Below are 19,351 nucleotides of genomic sequence, written 5' to 3'. Positions count from 1 at the left end.
TCAGCCTCTGCCTTTGGTTTTCGTGCGCCAGGGCGCCTGATTTTTTTCAATCCAGTTAACAATCATCCCCGCCACGTTTTTGCCGGTGGCGTTTTCAATGCCCTCCAGGCCGGGCGAGGAATTCACCTCCATTACCAGCGGGCCACGGCTGGAACGCAGCAAGTCCACACCGGCCACATTCAGGCCCATGGATTTGGCGGCGGTGATGGCGGTTTTGCGCTCCTCCGGTGTAATACGCACCAGGGACGCGCTGCCTCCACGATGCAGATTGGAGCGGAACTCGCCCTCGGCACCCTGGCGCTTCATGGCCGCGATTACTTTGTCGCCAATCACGAAACAGCGGATATCCGCGCCACCGGCCTCCTTGATGAACTCCTGCACAAGAATGTCCGCTTTCAGGCCCATAAAGGCTTCAATCACACTTTCAGCAGCCTTGCGGGTTTCTGCCAGCACCACACCTATGCCCTGGGTTCCCTGCAAAAGCTTGATGACCACCGGCGCGCCACCCACCATTTTCAGAAGCTCCGGCACGTTATCCGGCTTGTTGGCGAAACCGGTCACCGGCATACCCACACCCTTACGCGCGAGTAACTGCAGGGAACGCAGCTTGTCCCGGGAACGGGTAATGGCAACGGACTCGTTCACCGGGAACACGCCCATCATTTCAAACTGGCGCAACACGGCAGTGCCATAAAAGGTAACGGAAGCCCCGATACGGGGAATCACAACATCAAAGTCTTCCAGCACCTCTTCATGGTAATGGATTTTGGGTTTGGCAGAGGTGATGTTCATGGAGCAGTGCAGGCAGTCGATCACCCTCACTTCATGGCCACGGTTAACCCCTTCTTCCACCAGGCGGCGGGTTGAGTACAAGTGGCGGTTACGGGACAGAACTGCAATTTTCATGTTTCAGACCTTACAGCCGGTTCCCCGGCCAAGTAGGAAGCTTCAGGATAAATCATCGAGCGACCCGCCATGGCGGTGCGCCCGAGCAGCATGCGAAAGCGCATGGAATCCCGGTTTGTCAGCGTCATTTCAATGGGCCAGCTCTGGCCGCCTATTACCAGTGTGGTCTCGATAACCAGCCGCAACTCTTTATGGCCACCGGAATCCGACACATCTCGCTCATCAAGCACACGGGCATCGCACTCCACCACCTGGTGCAGGTCGTTCTGCACCGGGTGCACCCAGAACCTGACCCGGCGCTCGCCGTCTTTGGTATACGGCTCTGTGCGGAACGTATGCAGGCAGGAGGTACGGGCTCCGGTATCCACCTTTGCCTTGATGCGGTTAATATCCAGATCCGGCAGCGCCACCCACTCCCGCCAGCCCAGACGGATTTTGTTTTCAGCCGGTGTCGGCTCAACGGTTTTGATTGCTTCAGGCGTCTTTGTCGACATCCAATGGTTCTTCCTTTTCAGTGGCTTTTTCCGGTGCTATCAACTGCACACGGAATGGCTCAGAGTGACTACCTGCATAAACGCTGGTGTGTGGGAAAGGTATTTCTATGCCTGCCTTGTCCAGCGTTTTTTTAATGGCTACCAGCATGCCGCTTTTCCCCTCAAGCACCTTGTCTTTTGGTACCCAGAAGGAAAACTGCAAATCTACCGAGGAAGGGCCAAACGCGGTTACCAGCACAAATGCTTTCGGCTCTTCCAGGCAGACAGGATTCTTTTCTGCCAGTTCCAGCAGCAGCTTTTCTACCTTTTCTGCATCTTCAGCATAGGCAATCCCCACCTGAAGGTCGATTCTGCGAATGGGAAAACGTGAGCGGTTAACAACCGGGGTCTTGATCAGGGTTTCGTTGGGAATGCGCACATACAGGTTGTCTCTGGTGCGCAGTTTTACACTGAGCATGTCGATCCCCACCACTTCACCCATGATGGTTTCCACTTCTATGAAATCACCGATTTCAAATGGCTTTTCAACCAGCAGAAACAGACCGCTGATCATGTTTGATGCCGACGTTTGCGACGCAAAGCCGATGGCAACGGTAAGAATACCCGCCGCGCCCAGGACTACATCCAGCGAGAAGCCGGCCTCCCGGAGCGCCGCCACGCCGAACAGCATAAAGATGAGGTAAAACACCAGCCGCCGAACCATAACGGTATGGTGCCGGGAGCTGCGTTTGGCCATTACCCGGGACACACTGCGCGCCGCCACTGATGCGAGTACAATGCCGATCACCAGCAAAAAACCGGAACTGATCCACTGCCCCCAGGCTATGCCGGTAAACACATTCAGTGCCCCCGTTTTCAGCTCTTCAGCCACAATTGTTACTCCATGGAATATTCATTAGCCAAACACCCGGTCGATAGCCCGAACCAGGCGTCCTTTTGCAGCCTTTTCCCGGGCCGGCGCCACCTGCCGGCACGGGCCGGCTGCAACCAGCAAGCCTTCATCCATGTGCAGGCTGGCAGAGTTCATATCGGTGGCCACCTCTACCACCACGCCCGGTGTCCACAGTTGACCACGCTCATTCTGATGCAGTGACAACAACGGCGTGGGCAGGCTGAAACGCTCCAGCAGCAAAGGCTCGGTTCTGCGGTTAATAATCGTGACCGGAGTGGTTGCCCGCCATGCCCGTTTTGGCAAGGCTTCAAGCACCAAACGGCCAAAGCTCGACGACGAATAACACAACTCGCCTTCCATGGTATTCCTGCCCACCCAGGTAAGCGATGGCACCGCCAGCGGAATCTCTGTTAGCAGGGTCTGCTTCGCCCCGACACAGATCTTCATCCACACCATGGTTCCCACATAGATGGTGCACCGGGTGCCGCCGGGGATGGTCAGCGGGTGATAAGGACGAATTACTGTCGGAAGAGTGGCTACCGCAGGTATGAACGTTACCGCGGAAGACTCGCCCTCACGGACAAACCGTTGCAGGGATACGTTGGCCTGTGGCAACTGGTGGCCTATGGATTCTGTCCAGCCCACAGGGTCGGTCTCGGGCTCCCGGGTTTCGGAACGCACCTGCCATTCTTTTTCCAGCAGCGTAATCCATAACCGCACATGCCCAAGCTTATGGTGCTGCGTTTGGCCGATTGCCAACTCATACTGCTGAGCCCAGACGCCATCACGCCGGTTTTCACTTTCATTGGCCATAAATGCTGCGAATCTTCCTGTAACAGGGGGCTAAAGTTGTAGCCACTATAATCCAATCACAGACCCCGGGCGAATAACCAGAGGCGTGATTTTATTGCTGCTGTGCGCTGTAATTACCCCTACTTTCAAAGCCGGAACCTGATACGGAATAACCCATGACGCAACTGGTATGGTTCAGAAACGACCTGCGAATCGCCGATAACCCGGCCCTGACCGCTGCCTGCAAAGAAGCGGACCAGGCAGAAAACACTGCAAAGGTTCGCGCCTGCTTCATACTCACTCCGGAACAATGGCAGGAGCACGACTGGTCACCGGCCCGGGTGCAATTTGTGATTACCCATGCCAATGCGCTGGCGGAGGAACTGGCGAAGCTCGGTATACCGCTGGCTTTTATTCAGGCTGAGCGCTTCAGCGACAGCATTGCGGCACTTGAGAACCATTGCCGGAAAAACAGCATCTCCCGGCTCCACTTCAATGAAGAGTATGGCATCAACGAGCGCAAGCGCGACAAAGCGGTGAAACACCGTTTTGACGAATTGGGCATAACCACCCGCAAGTATCGCGACCAGACCGTGGCGCCCGTAGGCGAAATACGGACCGGCCAGAGCGAACCCTACTCCGTATTCACCCCCTTCTCCCGCCGCTGGCGCAGCTGGATTGACGACAACCGGCCCGCAGTATATCCGGCGCCCAAAGCCCGGGGCGATGCCGTGCAACCTGAACGCATCACAAACATCCCCGAAGGTTTTGAAGATGCGCCACCAGCACTGGTAAAAACCGGCGAAGACGCTGCCCACTCGCAACTGGAACAATTCCTGAACAAACACGGTGGCGCCTACAAGGACCAGCGGGACTTCCCCGCCCTGGATGGAACCAGCCAGATCTCGCCCTACCTGGCCAACGGGGTACTCTCCGGGCGCCAATGCCTGATCGCAGCGCGGCAGGCACAAGGTATGGGAGGTAATCAGGAAGGCCTGGTGACCTGGATTAATGAAATCGCCTGGCGGGACTTCTACATAAACATCCTCTACCACTACCCGCGGGTGAGCATGCACCGGGCCTTCAAACCGGAAACCGAAGCGCTGCAATGGAACACCCCCGGGGAGCACTTCGAAGCCTGGAAAACCGGCAACACCGGCATTCCTCTTGTGGACGCCGCCATGCGCCAGCTCAATCAGACCGGCTGGATGCACAACCGGCTGCGCATGGTTACAGCGATGTTCCTGACCAAAAACCTGTTTATCGACTGGCGCCTGGGCGAGGCTTACTTCATGTCAAAACTGGTGGATGGTTTTCTCGCCTCCAACAACGGCGGCTGGCAGTGGAGCGCCTCGACCGGCACCGATGCCGCGCCTTATTTCCGGGTGTTCAACCCGGTGACTCAAAGTGAGCGGTTCGATCCGAAAGGTGAGTTCATCCGCGAGTGGGTGCCTGAGCTGGCAAAGCTGGATAACAAACGCATCCATGATCCGTCTAAAGGCGGTGTTATACCGGGTGGATACCCGAGGCCAATCGTTGATTTGAAGGAGAGCAGAAAAGAGGCCATAGCGAAGTTTCAGGCCCTGAAAGACCAAGACGAGCGCAACATGTAGAAGCGTGCGTGGAAGAAAGCTCTCCAAAACCGTGCGGAGCCATGGGTGAAGTGCAAAGCACTTCACGGGCAAGCCATGGACGGCTTGCCCAGGACCTTTAGCGCGACGCAGGAGCAATAAGCGCTAAAGGGCGGAGCCGAGCGTACAGGGAAGTATTCACAGCGTGTTTTGGAGAGCTTTCTTCCGCGCACGCTTCGGCCAAGCCCGTACTATTTGGAGCTACAAACCGGACAGTCAGAATCCCTCGAAAGCTTCATTTCGCGCCATTGCATTTCCCAGGCATCCAGAATCAGCAGTCTGCCCACAAGCGGAGTACCTACGCCGGAAAGCACTTTAATGGCCTCCATCGCCTGAACAGAACCAATCATGCCAACCAGCGGCGCGATCACACCAGCCTCTGAACAGGTCAGATCTTCGTTGCCCTGCTCAGGATATAGACAGTGATAACAAGGAGATTCGGGGTTCCGGCTGTCATACACACTCACCTGGCCTTCTCCGCGAATCGCCGCCCCGGAAATCAATGGAACACCTGCCGCGACACAGGCGCGGTTCAGGGCAAACCGCGTGGCGAAATTATCTGAGCAGTCCATAGCCAGGCTGGCCCCAGTCACTTCCTGCGCAAAACCCTCCAGATCAAGGCGGCGATTCACCACAGAAATAGACACTGCCGGATTAATGCTGAGTACTCGGGCGGCCAGAGTCTCCGCTTTAGATTCGCCGATCTGTGCGGTTTCAAACGCTATCTGGCGTTGCAAATTAGGCAATTCAATAACATCGTCATCGACCAGCGTTAAATGACCAACACCAGCCGAACCCAGATAGAGTGCAACCGGGCAGCCGAGGCCGCCAGAACCAACAATCACAACGCGCGCGTTCTTCAGAGCTTGCTGCCCTGCGATATCAAAACGGGGTATCAGAATCTGACGACTGAATCGCAGAAGTTCTTCATCACTGAGCATGGCGGGCTCCATCTCGGGGCCATTGCCCCAGGGTCATGCGGTCGTTACCGCCGTAGTCTTTGCGGCTTTCTACCTTAACAAACCCACGGTTTACAAACAGTGCCTGAACCGCCCCGGCCTGATCAAACCCGTGCTCCAGAAGCAGCCAGCCTCCTTCATTCAGCCAGGCAGGTGCTTCGCTCACGATCAGGCGGATATCATCAAGGCCATCAACGCCAGACACCAATGCAGTTGCAGGCTCAAAGCGCACATCACCCTCATCCAGATGGTGGTCGTCCGTAGCAATATAAGGTGGGTTGGAAACAATCAGGTCATAGGTAGCGGCAGGCAACCCGGCAAACCAGTGGCTTTGGAAAACTTCCACCGGCAAGTTCAATTGGCGCGCGTTCGTCCGCGTCAGTGTCACGGCATCTTCCATAAGATCACAGGCACTGACAACCCAACCTGGTCGCTCACTGGCCAACGCCAGTGCGATGGCACCAGTGCCAGTGCCAAGATCAACAACCCGGGCATCGCCCGACAACGGCAATTCCAGCGCCTGCTCCACCAGGCATTCGGTATCGGGCCGGGGAATAAGGGTGCTGGTGCGTACTTCTAGCGGAAGTGACCAGAACTCCTGGTGACCCAGCAGATAGGCTATGGGCATTCCCCGGGCGCGCTTTGCCACCAGCATTTCAAATTCAGCCGCTACCCGCGCATCCACCTCGCGCTCTGGAAATGCCCGGAAAGCGGAGCGGCTCAAACCGCTCACATGGGCAAGAAGCAGCTCGGCATCCAGCCGGGGGGTGTCGCCGGCAATACGGGGAACCGCATTATCCAGCAGGGCCTTGCAGGTTAGTGAAAACTTACTCGTCATCAGAAAGCGATGCCAGAAGCTCCGCCTGATGCTCTTGCTGAAGAGGCACAACGACGGAATCCAGATCACCCGCAATGACATCATCAAGCTTGTAGAGCGTAAGATTGATGCGGTGGTCGGTTACCCGGCCCTGGGGGAAGTTATAGGTGCGGATACGTTCAGAGCGATCGCCACTGCCCACCAGACTTTTCCGGGTTTCTGCCATGGATTTTTGCTGGCGTTCCGTCTCTGCGTTCTGCAAGCGCGACGCCAGAAAACTCATGGCCTTGGCGCGGTTTTTATGCTGCGAACGCTCCTCCTGGCATTCCACCACAATGCCGGTTGGCAGGTGGGTAATCCGGATGGCCGAGTCGGTTTTGTTAACATGCTGGCCACCTGCACCCGAGGCGCGGAAGGTGTCCACGCGCAGATCCGCCTTGTTGATCTCAATTGCTTCGGCTTCGTCTGCCTCGGGCATAACTGCAACGGTACAGGCGGAGGTGTGGATGCGCCCCTGGGATTCGGTCTCCGGAACACGCTGCACCCGGTGCGCACCGGATTCAAATTTCAGCGCGCCATACACCCCATTCCCCGCTACCCGGGCAATGATTTCCTTGTAACCGCCGTGCTCACCTTCGTTTTCGCTCAGCACTTCTACCTGCCAGCGCCGACGCTCAGCGTAACGGCTGTACATGCGAAACAGGTCCCCGGCAAAAATTGCGGCCTCATCGCCGCCGGTTCCGGCGCGAATTTCCAGAAACACGTTTTTGCCATCATTCGGATCTTTTGGCAGCATCAGGCGCTGCAGTTCTTCGTCCAGCTCTTCGCTTTTCTGCTCGGCAATTTCCAGCTCTTCTGCCGCCATTTCGCGCATGTCGGCATCGCCGTCTTTCGCCAGCTCTCTGGCTTCGCTGATGTCTTCCAGCGACTGCTTCCAAGCCTGAAAGCACTGCACCACAGGCTCAATCTCGGCAAACTCCCGGGACAACTCCCGAAACCGGTCCTGCTGGGCAATGGTGGCGGAATCGCTGAGCAAGGCGCTCACCTCTTCATAGCGCTCAACGAGCTGCTCGAGGCGGGACTGTATTGATGGTTTCATAGTTTTTCCGGGGTGGTCGTCGTCGCGTCTGCGTCCAACACATCAAGCTGATGCAGCTCTCTCAGCCATTCGGTCACCTCGGGGCGCCCTTCGGTGGTGGCCTTGCGAACCTGTATGGAAGGTTCGTGCAGGAGTTTGTTGGTAAGGCCCCGCGCCAGGCTGCGCAAAGCTGTTTCAGGATCACCACCATTGCGCAGTGCACGCAGGGCTTTTTCGGTTTCCATATCCCGCAGCACTTCCGCGCGCTGCCGGAACTGTTTCAGCGTGGAAACCGCGTCCAGTGCACGGAGCTGGCTGAGGAATTCCTGCACACCGTCGGCAATGAGGTTCTCAGCTTCACGGGCAGCGCCCTCGCGGGTGCGGATGTTTTCTTCAATAACCTGGCGCAGATCATCAACGGCGTAGAGATACACATCGGCCAGGGACGCCACTTCCGGCTCAATATCCCGGGGAACGGCAATGTCCACCATGAAAAACGGGCGATGTTTGCGTTTTTTCAGGGAGCGCTCAACCGCACCCTTGCCAAGAATGGGCAATGGGCTGGCCGTGGATGAAATGATGATATCCACATCAGCCAGATAGTCAGGAATTTCGGAAAGCAGGATGCCGCGGCCACCTCTGGATTCTGCAAGTGCCTGAGCCCGTTCAAGCGTGCGGTTGGCAACAATGAAATCTTTTACGCCGGCGTCGGCAAGGTGACGGGCAACCAGTTCGATGGTTTTGCCGGCACCAATCAGCAACGCTTTGTTCCGGGACATGTCTGCAAAGATGCGGTGTGCCATGCTCACGGCTGCGTAGGCAACAGAAACGGGGTTTTCACCAATCGCAGTCTGGGTTCGCACACGTTTGGCAACAGAGAAAGTCTGTTCAAACATCCGGGAGAGAAATGAACCACTGCCGCCGTGTTCCCGGGCCAGGGCGTAGGCATCCTTGAGCTGCCCCAGTATCTGGGGCTCACCCAGAACCATGGAGTCCAGCCCTGCCGCAACACGCATCATGTGCCGTACCGCATCAGCATCGCGATGAATATAAAGCACTTCTTCAAGCTCGGCGGCATCCAGGCCGTGGAAGCCGGCCAGCCAGCGCAGCACCAGAGGTGCGCAATCGTCATCCCCGGCCAGATATAGCTCGGTTCGGTTACAGGTGGAGAGAATAGCGACCTCACTGGCGCCGGAGGCCGCGCGCAGCTCGGCAAACGCCTCTGACATACGCTCAGGCGTAAACGCAACGCGCTCCCTTATCTCGACAGGTGCGGTACGATGATTGATTCCCAGCGTTAGCAGTGCCATTTCCTGGTTTTACTATCCTCTAGCGGTGAACGGTGTAATAACAGTGTAGTCGAGGGCCATTCTGCAGGCATTTTAGCGGCCACAGCCTTTAGCTGCCACCCAAAAGCACCTGAGCTTCGGGAAGTGCGGACAGGTTGGGCATGAACAGGAGCTTATGCCATTATAGGGGATCGGCGCATGCCGGAGCCTGGGCAAGCCTCAATAAACGAGGTATTGCGGGCTCTTCCGGATGCGTAGTCAACAAATCACGGGAAGTTGCATGCACAAATCTGCACCGCTTTTGGTAACCTGCCTGCTCGGCCTTTCACTGTCAGGTTGCACCAGCCTGACCGGTTCCGGGCACTCGCCCGATGTCGAAAAAACAGCCATGGAAACGCCGGAGAGCACCCGGCAATCCGGCAGTGAACCCCCCATAGAATACGCAGACTTTGAGCCGGAAACACTGTATTTGCTGCTTTCGGCTGAAATTGCGGCACAGCGGGGCCGGTACGACGTCACCCTGGTCAATTACCTGAAAGCCGCGCAACTGTCCCGGGACAAAAACGTCATAGAGCGTGCCATGCGCATCGCCCAGTCACTCAATGGCGACAACGCCCAGAAGCAGCTGGCTGAACTCTGGCTGGAAGTGGATCCCGACAATCTGCAGGCACTCAGGGTTTCCGCTATTCAGGCGGTAAAACGAAATGAGCTTGAATCTGCCCTTGGTTACATGGAGAAAATTCTTGAACAGGGTGAAGATGCAGATTTCGACAGCCTGGCCGCCATGGCCGGAAAACTCCCGCCGGCACAGCAACAGGAGCTGCTGGCGTTGTATGAGGAGATGGCAAGTCGCCACCCGGGTAATCCGGAACTCGAGTACAGCATTGCCCTGCTGCTTAAAATCACCGGCAATCCAGAGGCAGCGCTTGGCCGCCTGGAGCCTCTGCTCACGGATAAACCCAACTTCCAGCCAGCCATCATCCTCAAGGGCGACCTTCTGTATCAGCTCGGCAGGGAAAACGAAGCCCTTGAACATCTGATGGTGAATACCCGTCGTTTTCCGGCAAGCCGCCAGATGGGCACCCTGTACGGGCGCATGCTGATCAGCGAAGGCGAACTGCAGGCTGCACAGGATGAATTCAACCGTTTGGTGAACCGGTTCCCGGACAACCCCGGCCTGCGGCTCTCACACGCTCTGGTTGCACTTGAAAACGGACAACCGGAACTGGCAAAAGATGAACTCACCCGGCTGGCCGAACAAGGCCATCACACCAGCGAAGCCAACTACTATCTTGGCAGGATTGAAGACGAGGCAGGCAATACAGAGCAGGCTATTGGCTACTATCAGAATGTGGAGCAGGGTAATTATTACTTCCCGTCTCTGGCCCGCGCCAGCGCGCTTCTGGCCCAGGAGGGCCGACTGGACGATGCGCTGGCTAACATCCGGGCCCTGCGGGAAGACAATCCCAGAGAGGCTGAAAGATTCTGGCTGCTTGAGGTGAACCTGCTTCTCGACCAGAGGCTGCAACAGGAAGCTCTGGAAGCCGCATCCAGTGCGCTTGATGACTACCCGGACAACCTCCAGATCCGCTATGCGCGAGCCATGCTTTATGATGCACTCGGCCAATACGGCAAAGCCGAAGAGGATCTCAGGCGGATTGTCGAGCAAAACCCGGAAAACGCCGTTGCACTCAACGCCCTCGGATACATACTGACCACCCGAACCAATCGCGTGGCAGAAGCGCGTGGTTATATAGAACAAGCCCTGGCCCTGGACCCGGAAAACCCGGCCATTCTCGACAGCATGGGCTGGGTTCTGTTCCAGGAAGGCCAGATCGAACCGGCACTGGACTACCTTTCCCGCGCATGGGCCGCCTACCCCGACCCGGAAGTGGCAGCCCATTACGGCGAGGCCCTGTGGGTGAGCGGTGCCGAAGAACAGGCCCAGGTTATCTGGAAAGAAGGCCTGGACCAGGACGCAGAACATGAAGTGCTGCGGGAAACCATTGAACGGCTAACCGGTAATGGAGACCGGTAATGCGATCGGTTTTCCGCGCAAGCGCAGCCCTGCTGCTGATAGCGAGCCTCAGCGCTTGCACCACAATTCAGCTGGAACCATTGCCGGCGGGCATGACCGACCAGCCGCCGGCAGACTGGCAGGAGCGCTCCGCCAGGCTACGCCAGTTTGACCACTGGCAACTCTCAGGCAAGCTGGCTGTGCGCCAGCCTTCTGACAGCGGCACTGCCATCATCAATCACTGGATACAGGAGGGCGAAGCCTACGATCTCGCCCTGTCGTCCTCGTTCCTGGGAATGGGCAGCACCACCCTCAAAGGTGTACCAGGGTTCATTGAACTGAGGCTCTCCAATGGCGAAATCTATCGCTCCGGTGACCCGGACGCCCTGATGGAAGCGGCTACCGGCTGGCAGTTGCCGCTGGAAAGCCTGACCTGGTGGATACGCGGCCTGCCGGCGCCGGCAGGCGATTTCCGGCTGTTATTTGACGACCAGGGTGAACTTGCGATGATCCGGCAGGAAGGCTGGGAAATCCGTTACGACCGCTGGCACCAGTTGCAAGGCCCCACGCCTGCCCTGCCGGCACGAATCACAGCACTGAAAGACAAAAAGCGCGTACGTGTTGTGGTCAGCAACTGGCGGAATCTGGACCAGTGACAACATCGATTACACTACCCTCGCCTGCCAAACTGAATCTCTTTCTGCACATCGTAGGCCGGCGCCCGGACGGTTACCATGAGCTCCAGACACTGTTTCAGTTTCTTGATTATGGCGATGACATTACGCTGAGCCTGACGCCGGAACAGCCCGGGATCCACCTGGAAAACCCCGTAGCCGGTGTTCCGGACGACGACAACCTGATTCTCCGCGCAGCCCGTGCTCTGGTTGCCAGGGCACGACACGAGCTACCCGGCGTGAGCATCGGCATTAACAAACGCCTGCCCATGGGCGGTGGGCTAGGCGGCGGCAGTTCCAATGCCGCCACCACCCTGCTGGGGCTAAACCATCTTTGGCGGCTGGGGCTGGATTATGACGAGCTGGCAGAAATCGGACTGGCGCTGGGCGCCGATGTACCGGTTTTCGTGCGCGGCCATGCCGCTTTTGGCGAGGGAATCGGAGAGAAACTAACCCCCGCTTTCCCGCCGGAGGACTGGTTTGTGGTTCTGAAACCGGACTGCCACATCAACACCGCAAAGATATTTTCAGAGCAAGGGTTGACAAGGGACACCCCGAGAATCAAAATAGCGCCCGCTTTTGAGGGAGACGCCTCGAGGTACCGAAACGACTGTGAAGGTGTGGTCAAAAGACTGTACCCTGAAGTCAGAGAGAGCATGGAATGGCTCACACAATTCGGACCTGCAAGATTAACCGGAACCGGGGCTTGCATATTTGGACGTTTCCCGACAGAATCCGCAGCCCGGATCATCTGGGAAAGCAAACCCTCCGGCATCACCGGGTTCGTAGCTAAAGGGGTGAACGTATCGCCTCTTCACCAAAAGCTGACTGAGCTGGAATGATGCCAAAAAAGCACGATACTGGGGTGTCGCCAAGTGGTAAGGCAACGGGTTTTGATCCCGTCATGCGCAGGTTCGAATCCTGCCACCCCAGCCACCTTTCTCCCGCTTCTTCTGACTCAACCTCCGAAAACGAGAAGGATGCCGTCGTGTCCAAACTGATGATTTTCTCTGGCAATGCCAACCCCGAGCTTTCCCACGCTATTGCCAAAAAACTCCACATTCCCATGGGACAAGCTACTGTAGGCTGCTTCAGCGATGGCGAAACGACCGTCGAGATCAACGAAAATGTACGTGGCCACGATGTATTCATCATTCAGCCCACGTGCTACCCAACCAACGACAACCTGATGGAACTGATCATGATGGCCGACGCCTTGCGCCGCGCCTCTGCATCACGCATCACGGCAGTCATCCCTTATTACGGGTATGCACGTCAGGATCGCCGGGTACGTTCCAGCCGTGTTGCCATCAGCGCCAAAGTTGTTGCAGACATGATCTCCAGTATTGGCGTGGATCGTGTATTGACAGTAGATCTGCACGCTGACCAGATTCAGGGCTTTTTCGATGTGCCGGTAGATAACATCTACGCGACACCCGTTCTGCTTGATGACATTGAAAAGCAGCGGTTTGAGAATTTTGTTGTGGTTTCTCCGGATGTTGGCGGCGTTGTGCGCGCCCGCGCCGTTGCCAAGCGACTGGATGATGCCGACCTGGCCATCATTGACAAGCGTCGCCCCAAGGCCAACGTATCCCAGGTTATGCACATTATCGGTGATGTTGCAGACAAGACCTGCATCCTTGTGGATGACATTGTCGATACCGCAGGCACCTTGTGCAAGGCTGCAAATGCCCTGAAAGAGCGCGGTGCAACCCGTGTGGTGGCTTATATCACCCACCCGGTACTCTCCGGCCCTGCGATTGAGAACATCAACGCCTCGGATCTGGATGAACTCGTTGTATGTGACACCATCCCACTGGGTGAAAAAGCTAAAAACTGTGCTAGAATCCGCCCCCTTAGTATGGCCGGGCTGCTTGCGGAATCTATTCGCCGCGTGAGCAATGAAGAGTCCATCAGTGCCCTGTTTGAAAATGCCTGAGCAAGCCCCGGGCTGATTTTTTCAGAAAAACAGCAGGTTACTGAAGGTCATCAATAAGTTATCGAGTCGGGAGCCCCTACAGGCTCCCGACTCTTTTAGTCAGCCGGAAATATCCGGCTTTTCGAAAACATCACCTGTCCCAACGCCTGGTCGCGGGCAGTTCAGGTGACGATTGAGGTACAAACCATGTCTCAGGACTTTGTTATTGAAGCATTTCCTCGTGACGACAAGGGGAGAGGTGCGAGCCGCCGCCTGCGTCGCGAAGAACGTAAAATTCCGGCCATCATTTATGGTGCCGGTAAAGAAGCCACTCCGATTTCCATCTGGCACAACGAGCTGAAAAAGGCTCTGGAAAACGAAGCCTTCTTCTCTCACATTCTGACCATTGATCTGAATGGCAAGAAAGAGAGTGTAATCATCAAGGATCTGCAGCGGCACCCGTACAAGCTGTTGCTGACTCATGCCGACTTCCAGCGCGTTGAGAAAGACCAGGAAATTCTGGTTCACGTTCCGCTGCACCTGAAAAACGAAGATACAGCGCCGGCCATCAAGACCTACGGCGGTGTTGCTTTCCGCCTGATGACGGAAGTTGAAGTAGCGTGTCTGCCAAAAGACCTGCCAGAGTTCATCGAAATCGACATGACCGATGTCGAGATGGACCAGGTTGTGCACATGAGCGACCTGAAGCTGCCCGAGGGCGTTCGTATTCCGGCCCTGCAGCACGGCGTTGAGCACGACCAGGCTGTTGTGTCTGTGCACAAACCGAAAGGCGCGAAAGCTGACGAAGCCGAAGACGACGCTGAAGGCGAAGAAGGCGAAGAAGGCGAAAGCAAGGAGTAATCACTCCGGAGGTACTGGCAGATGGCACAGGATATTGTCATGGTGGTTGGGCTGGGTAATCCCGGGGCCGACTACGAGAATACCCGTCATAATGCCGGTGCCCTCTTCGTCGAAGCACTGGCCCGCGAAGCGGGCCAGTCGCTCCGCCCCGAAAAGAAGTATCATGGGCACTACGCCCGCATTCAGTGGCAAGGCCTTGACCTTCACCTGCTGAACCCTGCCACTTTCATGAATCGCAGCGGCCTTTCCGTGAAAGCCCTTGCAGACTTTTTCAAAATCCCTCCCAGCCAGATACTGATCGCCCACGACGACCTCGATCTTCCACCCGGCACCGCCAAGCTCAAAAAAGGCGGAGGGCACGGTGGGCATAATGGCCTGAGAGACTCGATCGCCCATCTGGGCACCAACGAATTCCAGAGACTGCGCATTGGCATAGGACACCCCGGTGACAGCCGCAAGGTCACCGGCTACGTACTCGGTCGTCTCGGCAAGCGTGAAGCAGAGGATCTCAAAGCGGTATTCGATGAAATCATGCGGGTTCTGCCCGATGCGGCTTCCGGCAATCTTGCCGCCGCCATGAACCGCTTGCACAGCTTCAAGCCCACCCCCGCCTGAGCCTGCAGGATCAGGCTCCGCGCCAAAGCACCACCCCTGATATCCCTTACTCGCACACTGTGCCGTACACCGGTATAATCCGGCCAAATTTTCGTATCAGCAGAGGCATTCCATGGGTTTTAACTGCGGCATCGTCGGCCTTCCCAACGTCGGCAAATCCACCCTGTTCAACGCACTGACCAAAGCAGGCATTGGCGCGGAAAACTTCCCGTTCTGCACCATCGAGCCTAACGCAGGTGTGGTTGCCATGCCGGACCCTCGCCTTAACAAGCTCGCCGAAATCGTAAAGCCCGAGAGAGTCGTTCCCACCACCATGGAGTTTGTGGATATCGCCGGCCTGGTAGCAGGCGCCTCCAAGGGTGAAGGGCTGGGTAACCAGTTTCTCGCCAACATTCGCCAAACCGAAGCCATCGCCCATGTTGTGCGCTGTTTCGACGACGGCAACGTGATTCACGTAGCCAACAAGGTAGACCCCGCTGCAGATATCGAAGTAATCAACACCGAACTTGCGCTGGCCGATATGGAGACCGTCGAGAAGGCCATCAAGCGGGTGCAGCGTGTGGCAAAAAGCGGCGATAAAGAGGCCAAGGCGCAACTGGAACTCTTTGAGCGGATCTTGCCGGTACTCAATGAAGGCAAGCCGGTTCGCAGCATGGGGCTGGATAAAGATGAACTTCTGCTGATTCGCGAACTGTGCCTGCTCACCATCAAACCCACCATGTTCATTGCCAACGTGGCGGAAGACGGCTTCGAGAACAATCCTTACCTGGACAAAGTGCACGAAATCGCAGCCGAAGAAAATGCTGTAGTGGTGCCGATCTGCAACAAGATAGAAGCGGAAATCTCGGAACTGGAAGACGACGAAAAAAGCATGTTCCTGGAAGAGATGGGCATGGAAGAGCCCGGCCTTGACCGGGTTATCCGCGCCGGTTACAGCCTGCTGGGTTTGCAGACCTATTTCACAGCCGGGGTAAAAGAAGTGCGGGCGTGGACAGTCAAAATCGGTGCAACAGCCCCGCAAGCGGCCGCCGTTATCCATACTGACTTCGAGCGCGGCTTCATCCGTGCCGAAGTTATAAGTTACGAGGATTTCGTGCAGTACAAGGGCGAAGCAGGCGCCAAGGAAGCGGGTAAATGGCGCCTGGAAGGCAAGGACTACATCGTAAAAGACGGCGACGTGATCCATTTCCGGTTTAACGTTTAATTCACACAGCCCTCAATGGAGGCCTGCCAAGCTTCTGTTTGGCAGGTATCTCCCTGTTTACTTTCCCTCACCTCGAACTATCTGCTCTCCAAGTGCGTGCTGGTACAACCTCAGATCTTCGTCTGAAAAACAGCAAAACACCACTTCTTCGAGTTCCGGCGCGGAAGCTACAAATTCCTGCACTGTCTGCACGGCAATGCGCGCTGCAGGTTCAGCCGGGAAGCCATAAATTCCGGTACTGATACACGGGAAGGCTATTGAGCGTAAACCTGCACTGACCGCCAGCCGCAGGCTCTCGCGGTAGCAGGAGGCCAGTAACTCGGCCTCCCTGTCCGCACCACCATTCCAGACAGGGCCAACCGTGTGGATCACATGCTTTGCCGGCAGGCGGTAACCTCCGGTGATCCTGGCTTCGCCCGTATTACATCCCTGAAGGCGCTGGCATTCTTGCCGGAGCTCCGGGCCTGCCGCACGATGAATGGCTCCATCCACCCCGCCGCCACCAAGCAGCGACGAATTCGCCGCGTTCACGATGGCATCAACATTCAAAGACGTAATATCACCATGAATGGCGCGTAATTTTGTAGTCATAAGCAACAGTCTAACGCAAAAAGTCGCCGTGTGGCTCGTCAGCAAACACCTGACATCATGTCTGGCACTCATCGTTCTCAGCGGAGTGGTACACTCACCAACATATGCGCGAACTTGCCGATCACCGGCTCACGGCGAACATGATGGAGAATACGTGGAAATCCTGCTGATCGGTTTGCTGATGATCTCCGGGCTGACGCTCGGCGCACTGGGCAGTGCCCTCTTTCACGTTCCCCGGGTGGTGGGTTACATATTGGCCGGCATACTGTTTGCGCCCGATTTTCTGGGAAGCTTTCTGGGTGCTGAAACTACCGAATGGACCCAGTCGATTGTTGCTGTCACCCTGGGAATCATCGCTTATCTGATCGGCGGGGCCGCCACCGTCTCGCAGCTGCGCCAACTAGGCTGGATGATCGTCAGCGCCACACTGGGCAAGGTCGGCGGTAGCTTTCTGGCGGTGCTGGTGGGCTTTACGTTATTGGGCACAACCATAGCCGAGGTGCCCGCCTGGACACTGGCCCTGGTGCTTGCCGCGATTGCCACCACCACCGCTCCCGGCGCCATTATGGCTATTATTCACCAATACCGGGCCCGTGGCCCACTCACCACCGCATTGCTGGCCATGGTCGCGCTTGACGATGCGCTGGCGCTGGTGATTTTTTCTCTGGTGCTGGCAGCCATTGAAAGCACCGGCTTTGCCGCGGCGATTCCTGTGATCATATGGGAAATCGTTGCGGCAATCGGCCTGGGGATGGGGGGTGGCTATGTGTTAGAGCGTTGCGCCCGTTACCTGCCAGAGCAGGAGTTAAAGCTGGTAGCCTTACTGGGCGCAATCATCCTGCTCAGCGGGCTGGCTGAAGCCTGGCACTTTTCACCCTTGCTGGCCGCGATGGCGCTTGGCTTCTCCACTCGACTGTTCGCTGGCGCCCATTCCGAGCCTTGGTTTCGACCGCTTGAGCAGCTTCAGGAAGTAGTATTTGTGCTGTTCTTCACCCTCGCCGGCCTGCACTTCATGCCTGCGGTGGTGCTCAGCCACGCCGGGCTGATTGTGCTGTACTTTCTGCTCAGAGCGGGCGGACAAATTGCCGGCGCGATGATCGGCGCGAAAATTGCCGGTGCCCCACGGGTGATCAGCCACAATGTGGGCCTGATCATGCTTCCTCAGGGTGGCGTGGCCATTGGTATGGCACTTATGCTAACAGGAGTGCCAAGTCTTGAGGCTTCCGCGCTACTGATCGTTAATATCGTCACCGCCACCACACTGCTGACCGAAACCTTAGGTGCAGTGGCCACACGCTTCGGGCTGTCGCGGGCCGGTGAACTCGGCATGGCTGTAAAAACCACCAGGACGAAGGAGGCCACATGAAGATCAGCGAATGGCTCAACACCCATCCGGCCAAGGCATTGACCGTTTCTGGCGAATCCAGCCTTCAGGATGCTGCCCGGCTGTTGCTGGACGACCCTGCTGGGCGCGACCTCTTTGTTCTCAACGCCGAAGGGCAAGTATGCGGGCACCTGGGTTTCTGGCATGTGGCTACCCTGCTGCTGGCCGAGTTGCGACCTACACTCAGTCTGCGTGAACTGATCGAGCGGATCACGCTGGGCACGGTAGCCGATCATATGGACGATCAAGTGATGTGCGCCGGCGTTGACGAGGATATTGACGACATCCTGCATAAGCATGACCTGTTCCAGCAGCATGTGGAGCGTCGCGTTGAAGACATCCCGGTTGTCGATGAACATCACCGCTTGCTGGGCGTGATCCGGTTATCCGATCTGTTGCGCGACGCAATCGATACAGATGGCGACTCAAAAGGCTTCGACACGTCTCTCATTGAATAAGACGGGGCAAGCAGTGCTTTTATGCAACTTCTGAAAATGATTTACCGCTCAACCCTTGACACTTTCGCCCTCCGTACATAAGATACGCGCCGCTTCCTCTGGTGAAGCGATGGCAAGGTAGCTCAGCTGGTTAGAGCACGGCACTCATAATGCCGGGGTCGGCGGTTCGATTCCGCCCCTTGCTACCAGTATTCGAAAAAGGTCGCGACTCAGGTCGCGGCCTTTTTTCTTTTCCGGCGCTGAAAATACAACACGCCGCACCCTTGCGGAGCCATTCTGATGAGAACCACCGGCGACAGAATCCGGCAGGCGGTTTCCTTTGAAGTTATCGGGCTGCTGATTTCCGTTCCCCTTGCGGCCTTTGCCTTCGGTTACTCTCTTGAAAAAACCGGGGTACTTGGATTAATTGGTGCTTCGCTGGCCACGGTGTGGAACTACATCTTTAACCTGGGTTTTGACCACACACTGAAGCGGCTGACCGGCTCAACCCGAAAATCCATCAAACTCCGCTTCCTGCACGCAGTCAGTTTTGAGTTGGGGCTGCTGATGGCTTTCCTTCCGATTATTGCCTGGTGGATGGAGACAGGGTTGCTGGAGGCACTTTTGGTGGATATTTCGTTTGCACTGTTTTATCTGGTGTATGCCTTCGTGTTTACCTGGTGCTACGACACCATCTTTCCTGACACAGATGCCTCAACCCCACCCGATCAGTGAACACCTGCCCGGGACAGAACATTCAACACAAACACACCAGAAATAATCAGCCCCACT

At 56.7% G+C, this 19,351-nt stretch carries 20 protein-coding genes and 2 tRNA genes; 13 read left to right on the top strand and 9 right to left on the bottom strand.

The genetic code is table 11. From position 1 onward, the window contains the following. The 4 genes from rimK to CDH48_RS09280 are packed head-to-tail and all read right to left on the bottom strand — an operon-like array spanning nucleotide 1 to nucleotide 3,105. Complete coding sequence (gene rimK, locus CDH48_RS09295; RefSeq protein WP_100688456.1) at nucleotides 1-906, bottom strand: 30S ribosomal protein S6--L-glutamate ligase; 906 nt, start codon at nucleotides 904-906, stop codon at nucleotides 1-3. Beyond that, a complete protein-coding gene (locus CDH48_RS09290; RefSeq protein WP_100688455.1) occupies nucleotides 903-1,400 on the bottom strand; it encodes an ATP-dependent zinc protease family protein in 498 nt (165 codons plus the stop codon). The genes rimK and CDH48_RS09290 overlap by 4 nt, the downstream gene beginning before the upstream one ends. Further along, nucleotides 1,381-2,271 carry a mechanosensitive ion channel family protein gene (locus CDH48_RS09285; protein WP_227521025.1) on the bottom strand — a complete coding sequence of 297 codons (891 nt, stop codon included), beginning with the start codon at nucleotides 2,269-2,271 and terminating at the stop codon, nucleotides 1,381-1,383. The genes CDH48_RS09290 and CDH48_RS09285 overlap by 20 nt, the downstream gene beginning before the upstream one ends. Before the next feature lie 24 nt (nucleotides 2,272-2,295). Beyond that, nucleotides 2,296-3,105 carry a hypothetical protein gene (locus CDH48_RS09280; protein ID WP_100688454.1) on the bottom strand — a complete coding sequence of 270 codons (810 nt, stop codon included), beginning with the start codon at nucleotides 3,103-3,105 and terminating at the stop codon, nucleotides 2,296-2,298. Nucleotides 3,106-3,260: 155 nt separating this feature from the next. On the opposite strand from CDH48_RS09280, the gene phrB reads away from it, so the two are divergent. Further along, nucleotides 3,261-4,697, top strand: coding sequence for a deoxyribodipyrimidine photo-lyase (gene phrB / locus CDH48_RS09275; RefSeq protein WP_100688453.1), 1,437 nt, complete (start codon nucleotides 3,261-3,263; stop codon nucleotides 4,695-4,697). Nucleotides 4,698-4,906: 209 nt separating this feature from the next. Here phrB and CDH48_RS09270 read toward each other — a convergent pair whose 3' ends face one another. Genes CDH48_RS09270 through hemA form a run of 4 tightly spaced genes read right to left on the bottom strand, consistent with a single transcriptional unit; the run spans nucleotide 4,907 to nucleotide 8,879 of the window. Further along, on the bottom strand, nucleotides 4,907-5,656 hold the full coding sequence (locus CDH48_RS09270) for a HesA/MoeB/ThiF family protein (RefSeq protein ID WP_100688452.1): 750 nt from the start codon (nucleotides 5,654-5,656) through the stop codon (nucleotides 4,907-4,909). Next, a complete protein-coding gene (prmC, locus tag CDH48_RS09265) occupies nucleotides 5,646-6,512 on the bottom strand; it encodes a peptide chain release factor N(5)-glutamine methyltransferase (RefSeq protein ID WP_100688451.1) in 867 nt (288 codons plus the stop codon). Before prmC ends, CDH48_RS09270 begins: the two co-directional genes overlap by 11 nt. After that, nucleotides 6,502-7,590: a peptide chain release factor 1 gene (prfA, locus tag CDH48_RS09260; protein WP_100688450.1), complete on the bottom strand. Its 1,089-nt coding sequence runs from the start codon at nucleotides 7,588-7,590 to the stop codon at nucleotides 6,502-6,504. Before prfA ends, prmC begins: the two co-directional genes overlap by 11 nt. Beyond that, nucleotides 7,587-8,879: a glutamyl-tRNA reductase gene (gene hemA / locus CDH48_RS09255; RefSeq protein WP_100688449.1), complete on the bottom strand. Its 1,293-nt coding sequence runs from the start codon at nucleotides 8,877-8,879 to the stop codon at nucleotides 7,587-7,589. Before hemA ends, prfA begins: the two co-directional genes overlap by 4 nt. Before the next feature lie 259 nt (nucleotides 8,880-9,138). Here hemA and CDH48_RS09250 point away from each other — a divergent pair, with 259 nt between their 5' ends. The 8 genes from CDH48_RS09250 (at nucleotide 9,139) to ychF (ending at nucleotide 16,147) form a co-directional block, all read left to right on the top strand. Beyond that, on the top strand, nucleotides 9,139-10,896 hold the full coding sequence (locus CDH48_RS09250) for a tetratricopeptide repeat protein (protein ID WP_100688448.1): 1,758 nt from the start codon (nucleotides 9,139-9,141) through the stop codon (nucleotides 10,894-10,896). Next, nucleotides 10,896-11,531 carry a lipoprotein insertase outer membrane protein LolB gene (gene lolB / locus CDH48_RS09245; RefSeq protein ID WP_100688447.1) on the top strand — a complete coding sequence of 212 codons (636 nt, stop codon included), beginning with the start codon at nucleotides 10,896-10,898 and terminating at the stop codon, nucleotides 11,529-11,531. Before CDH48_RS09250 ends, lolB begins: the two co-directional genes overlap by 1 nt. Continuing rightward, nucleotides 11,528-12,391 (top strand): 4-(cytidine 5'-diphospho)-2-C-methyl-D-erythritol kinase, encoded by an 864-nt coding sequence (ispE, locus tag CDH48_RS09240; RefSeq protein WP_100688446.1) that lies wholly within the window; start codon nucleotides 11,528-11,530, stop codon nucleotides 12,389-12,391. Before lolB ends, ispE begins: the two co-directional genes overlap by 4 nt. A gap of 19 nt (nucleotides 12,392-12,410) precedes the next feature. Then, nucleotides 12,411-12,485 (top strand) — tRNA-Gln (locus tag CDH48_RS09235). 52 nt (nucleotides 12,486-12,537) lie between these two features. Then, nucleotides 12,538-13,488, top strand: a complete 951-nt coding sequence (locus CDH48_RS09230) for a ribose-phosphate diphosphokinase (RefSeq protein ID WP_100688445.1) — start codon at nucleotides 12,538-12,540, stop codon at nucleotides 13,486-13,488. 186 nt (nucleotides 13,489-13,674) lie between these two features. Continuing rightward, on the top strand, nucleotides 13,675-14,328 hold the full coding sequence (locus CDH48_RS09225; RefSeq protein WP_100688444.1) for a 50S ribosomal protein L25/general stress protein Ctc: 654 nt from the start codon (nucleotides 13,675-13,677) through the stop codon (nucleotides 14,326-14,328). 21 nt (nucleotides 14,329-14,349) lie between these two features. Continuing rightward, entirely contained in the window at nucleotides 14,350-14,943 is a 594-nt protein-coding gene (pth, locus tag CDH48_RS09220) for an aminoacyl-tRNA hydrolase (protein WP_100688443.1), read from the top strand. Between the two features lie 112 nt (nucleotides 14,944-15,055). Further along, complete coding sequence (ychF, locus tag CDH48_RS09215; protein ID WP_100688442.1) at nucleotides 15,056-16,147, top strand: redox-regulated ATPase YchF; 1,092 nt, start codon at nucleotides 15,056-15,058, stop codon at nucleotides 16,145-16,147. A 57-nt stretch (nucleotides 16,148-16,204) separates the two neighbouring features. Here the strand turns inward: ychF and CDH48_RS09210 are convergent, their stop codons facing one another. After that, nucleotides 16,205-16,738, bottom strand: coding sequence for an O-acetyl-ADP-ribose deacetylase (locus tag CDH48_RS09210; protein ID WP_100688441.1), 534 nt, complete (start codon nucleotides 16,736-16,738; stop codon nucleotides 16,205-16,207). A gap of 154 nt (nucleotides 16,739-16,892) precedes the next feature. Between CDH48_RS09210 and CDH48_RS09205 the strand changes: the two genes are divergently transcribed. From CDH48_RS09205 to CDH48_RS09190, 4 genes are all read left to right on the top strand, one after another. Next, entirely contained in the window at nucleotides 16,893-18,104 is a 1,212-nt protein-coding gene (locus tag CDH48_RS09205) for a cation:proton antiporter (protein WP_157807812.1), read from the top strand. After that, entirely contained in the window at nucleotides 18,101-18,580 is a 480-nt protein-coding gene (locus tag CDH48_RS09200) for a CBS domain-containing protein (RefSeq protein WP_100688439.1), read from the top strand. Before CDH48_RS09205 ends, CDH48_RS09200 begins: the two co-directional genes overlap by 4 nt. 111 nt (nucleotides 18,581-18,691) lie before the next feature. After that, nucleotides 18,692-18,768, top strand: a tRNA-Met gene (locus CDH48_RS09195). A 91-nt stretch (nucleotides 18,769-18,859) separates the two neighbouring features. Then, nucleotides 18,860-19,294 carry a PACE efflux transporter gene (locus CDH48_RS09190; protein WP_100688438.1) on the top strand — a complete coding sequence of 145 codons (435 nt, stop codon included), beginning with the start codon at nucleotides 18,860-18,862 and terminating at the stop codon, nucleotides 19,292-19,294. The last annotated feature ends 57 nt before the right edge of the window (nucleotides 19,295-19,351 follow it).

Source organism: Marinobacter aromaticivorans (assembly GCF_002806975.1).
Classification (GTDB): Bacteria; Pseudomonadota; Gammaproteobacteria; order Pseudomonadales; family Oleiphilaceae; genus Marinobacter; species Marinobacter aromaticivorans.
Note: the sequence above shows the minus strand (reverse complement) of the source record. Positions and strands in the feature narration are given on the sequence as shown.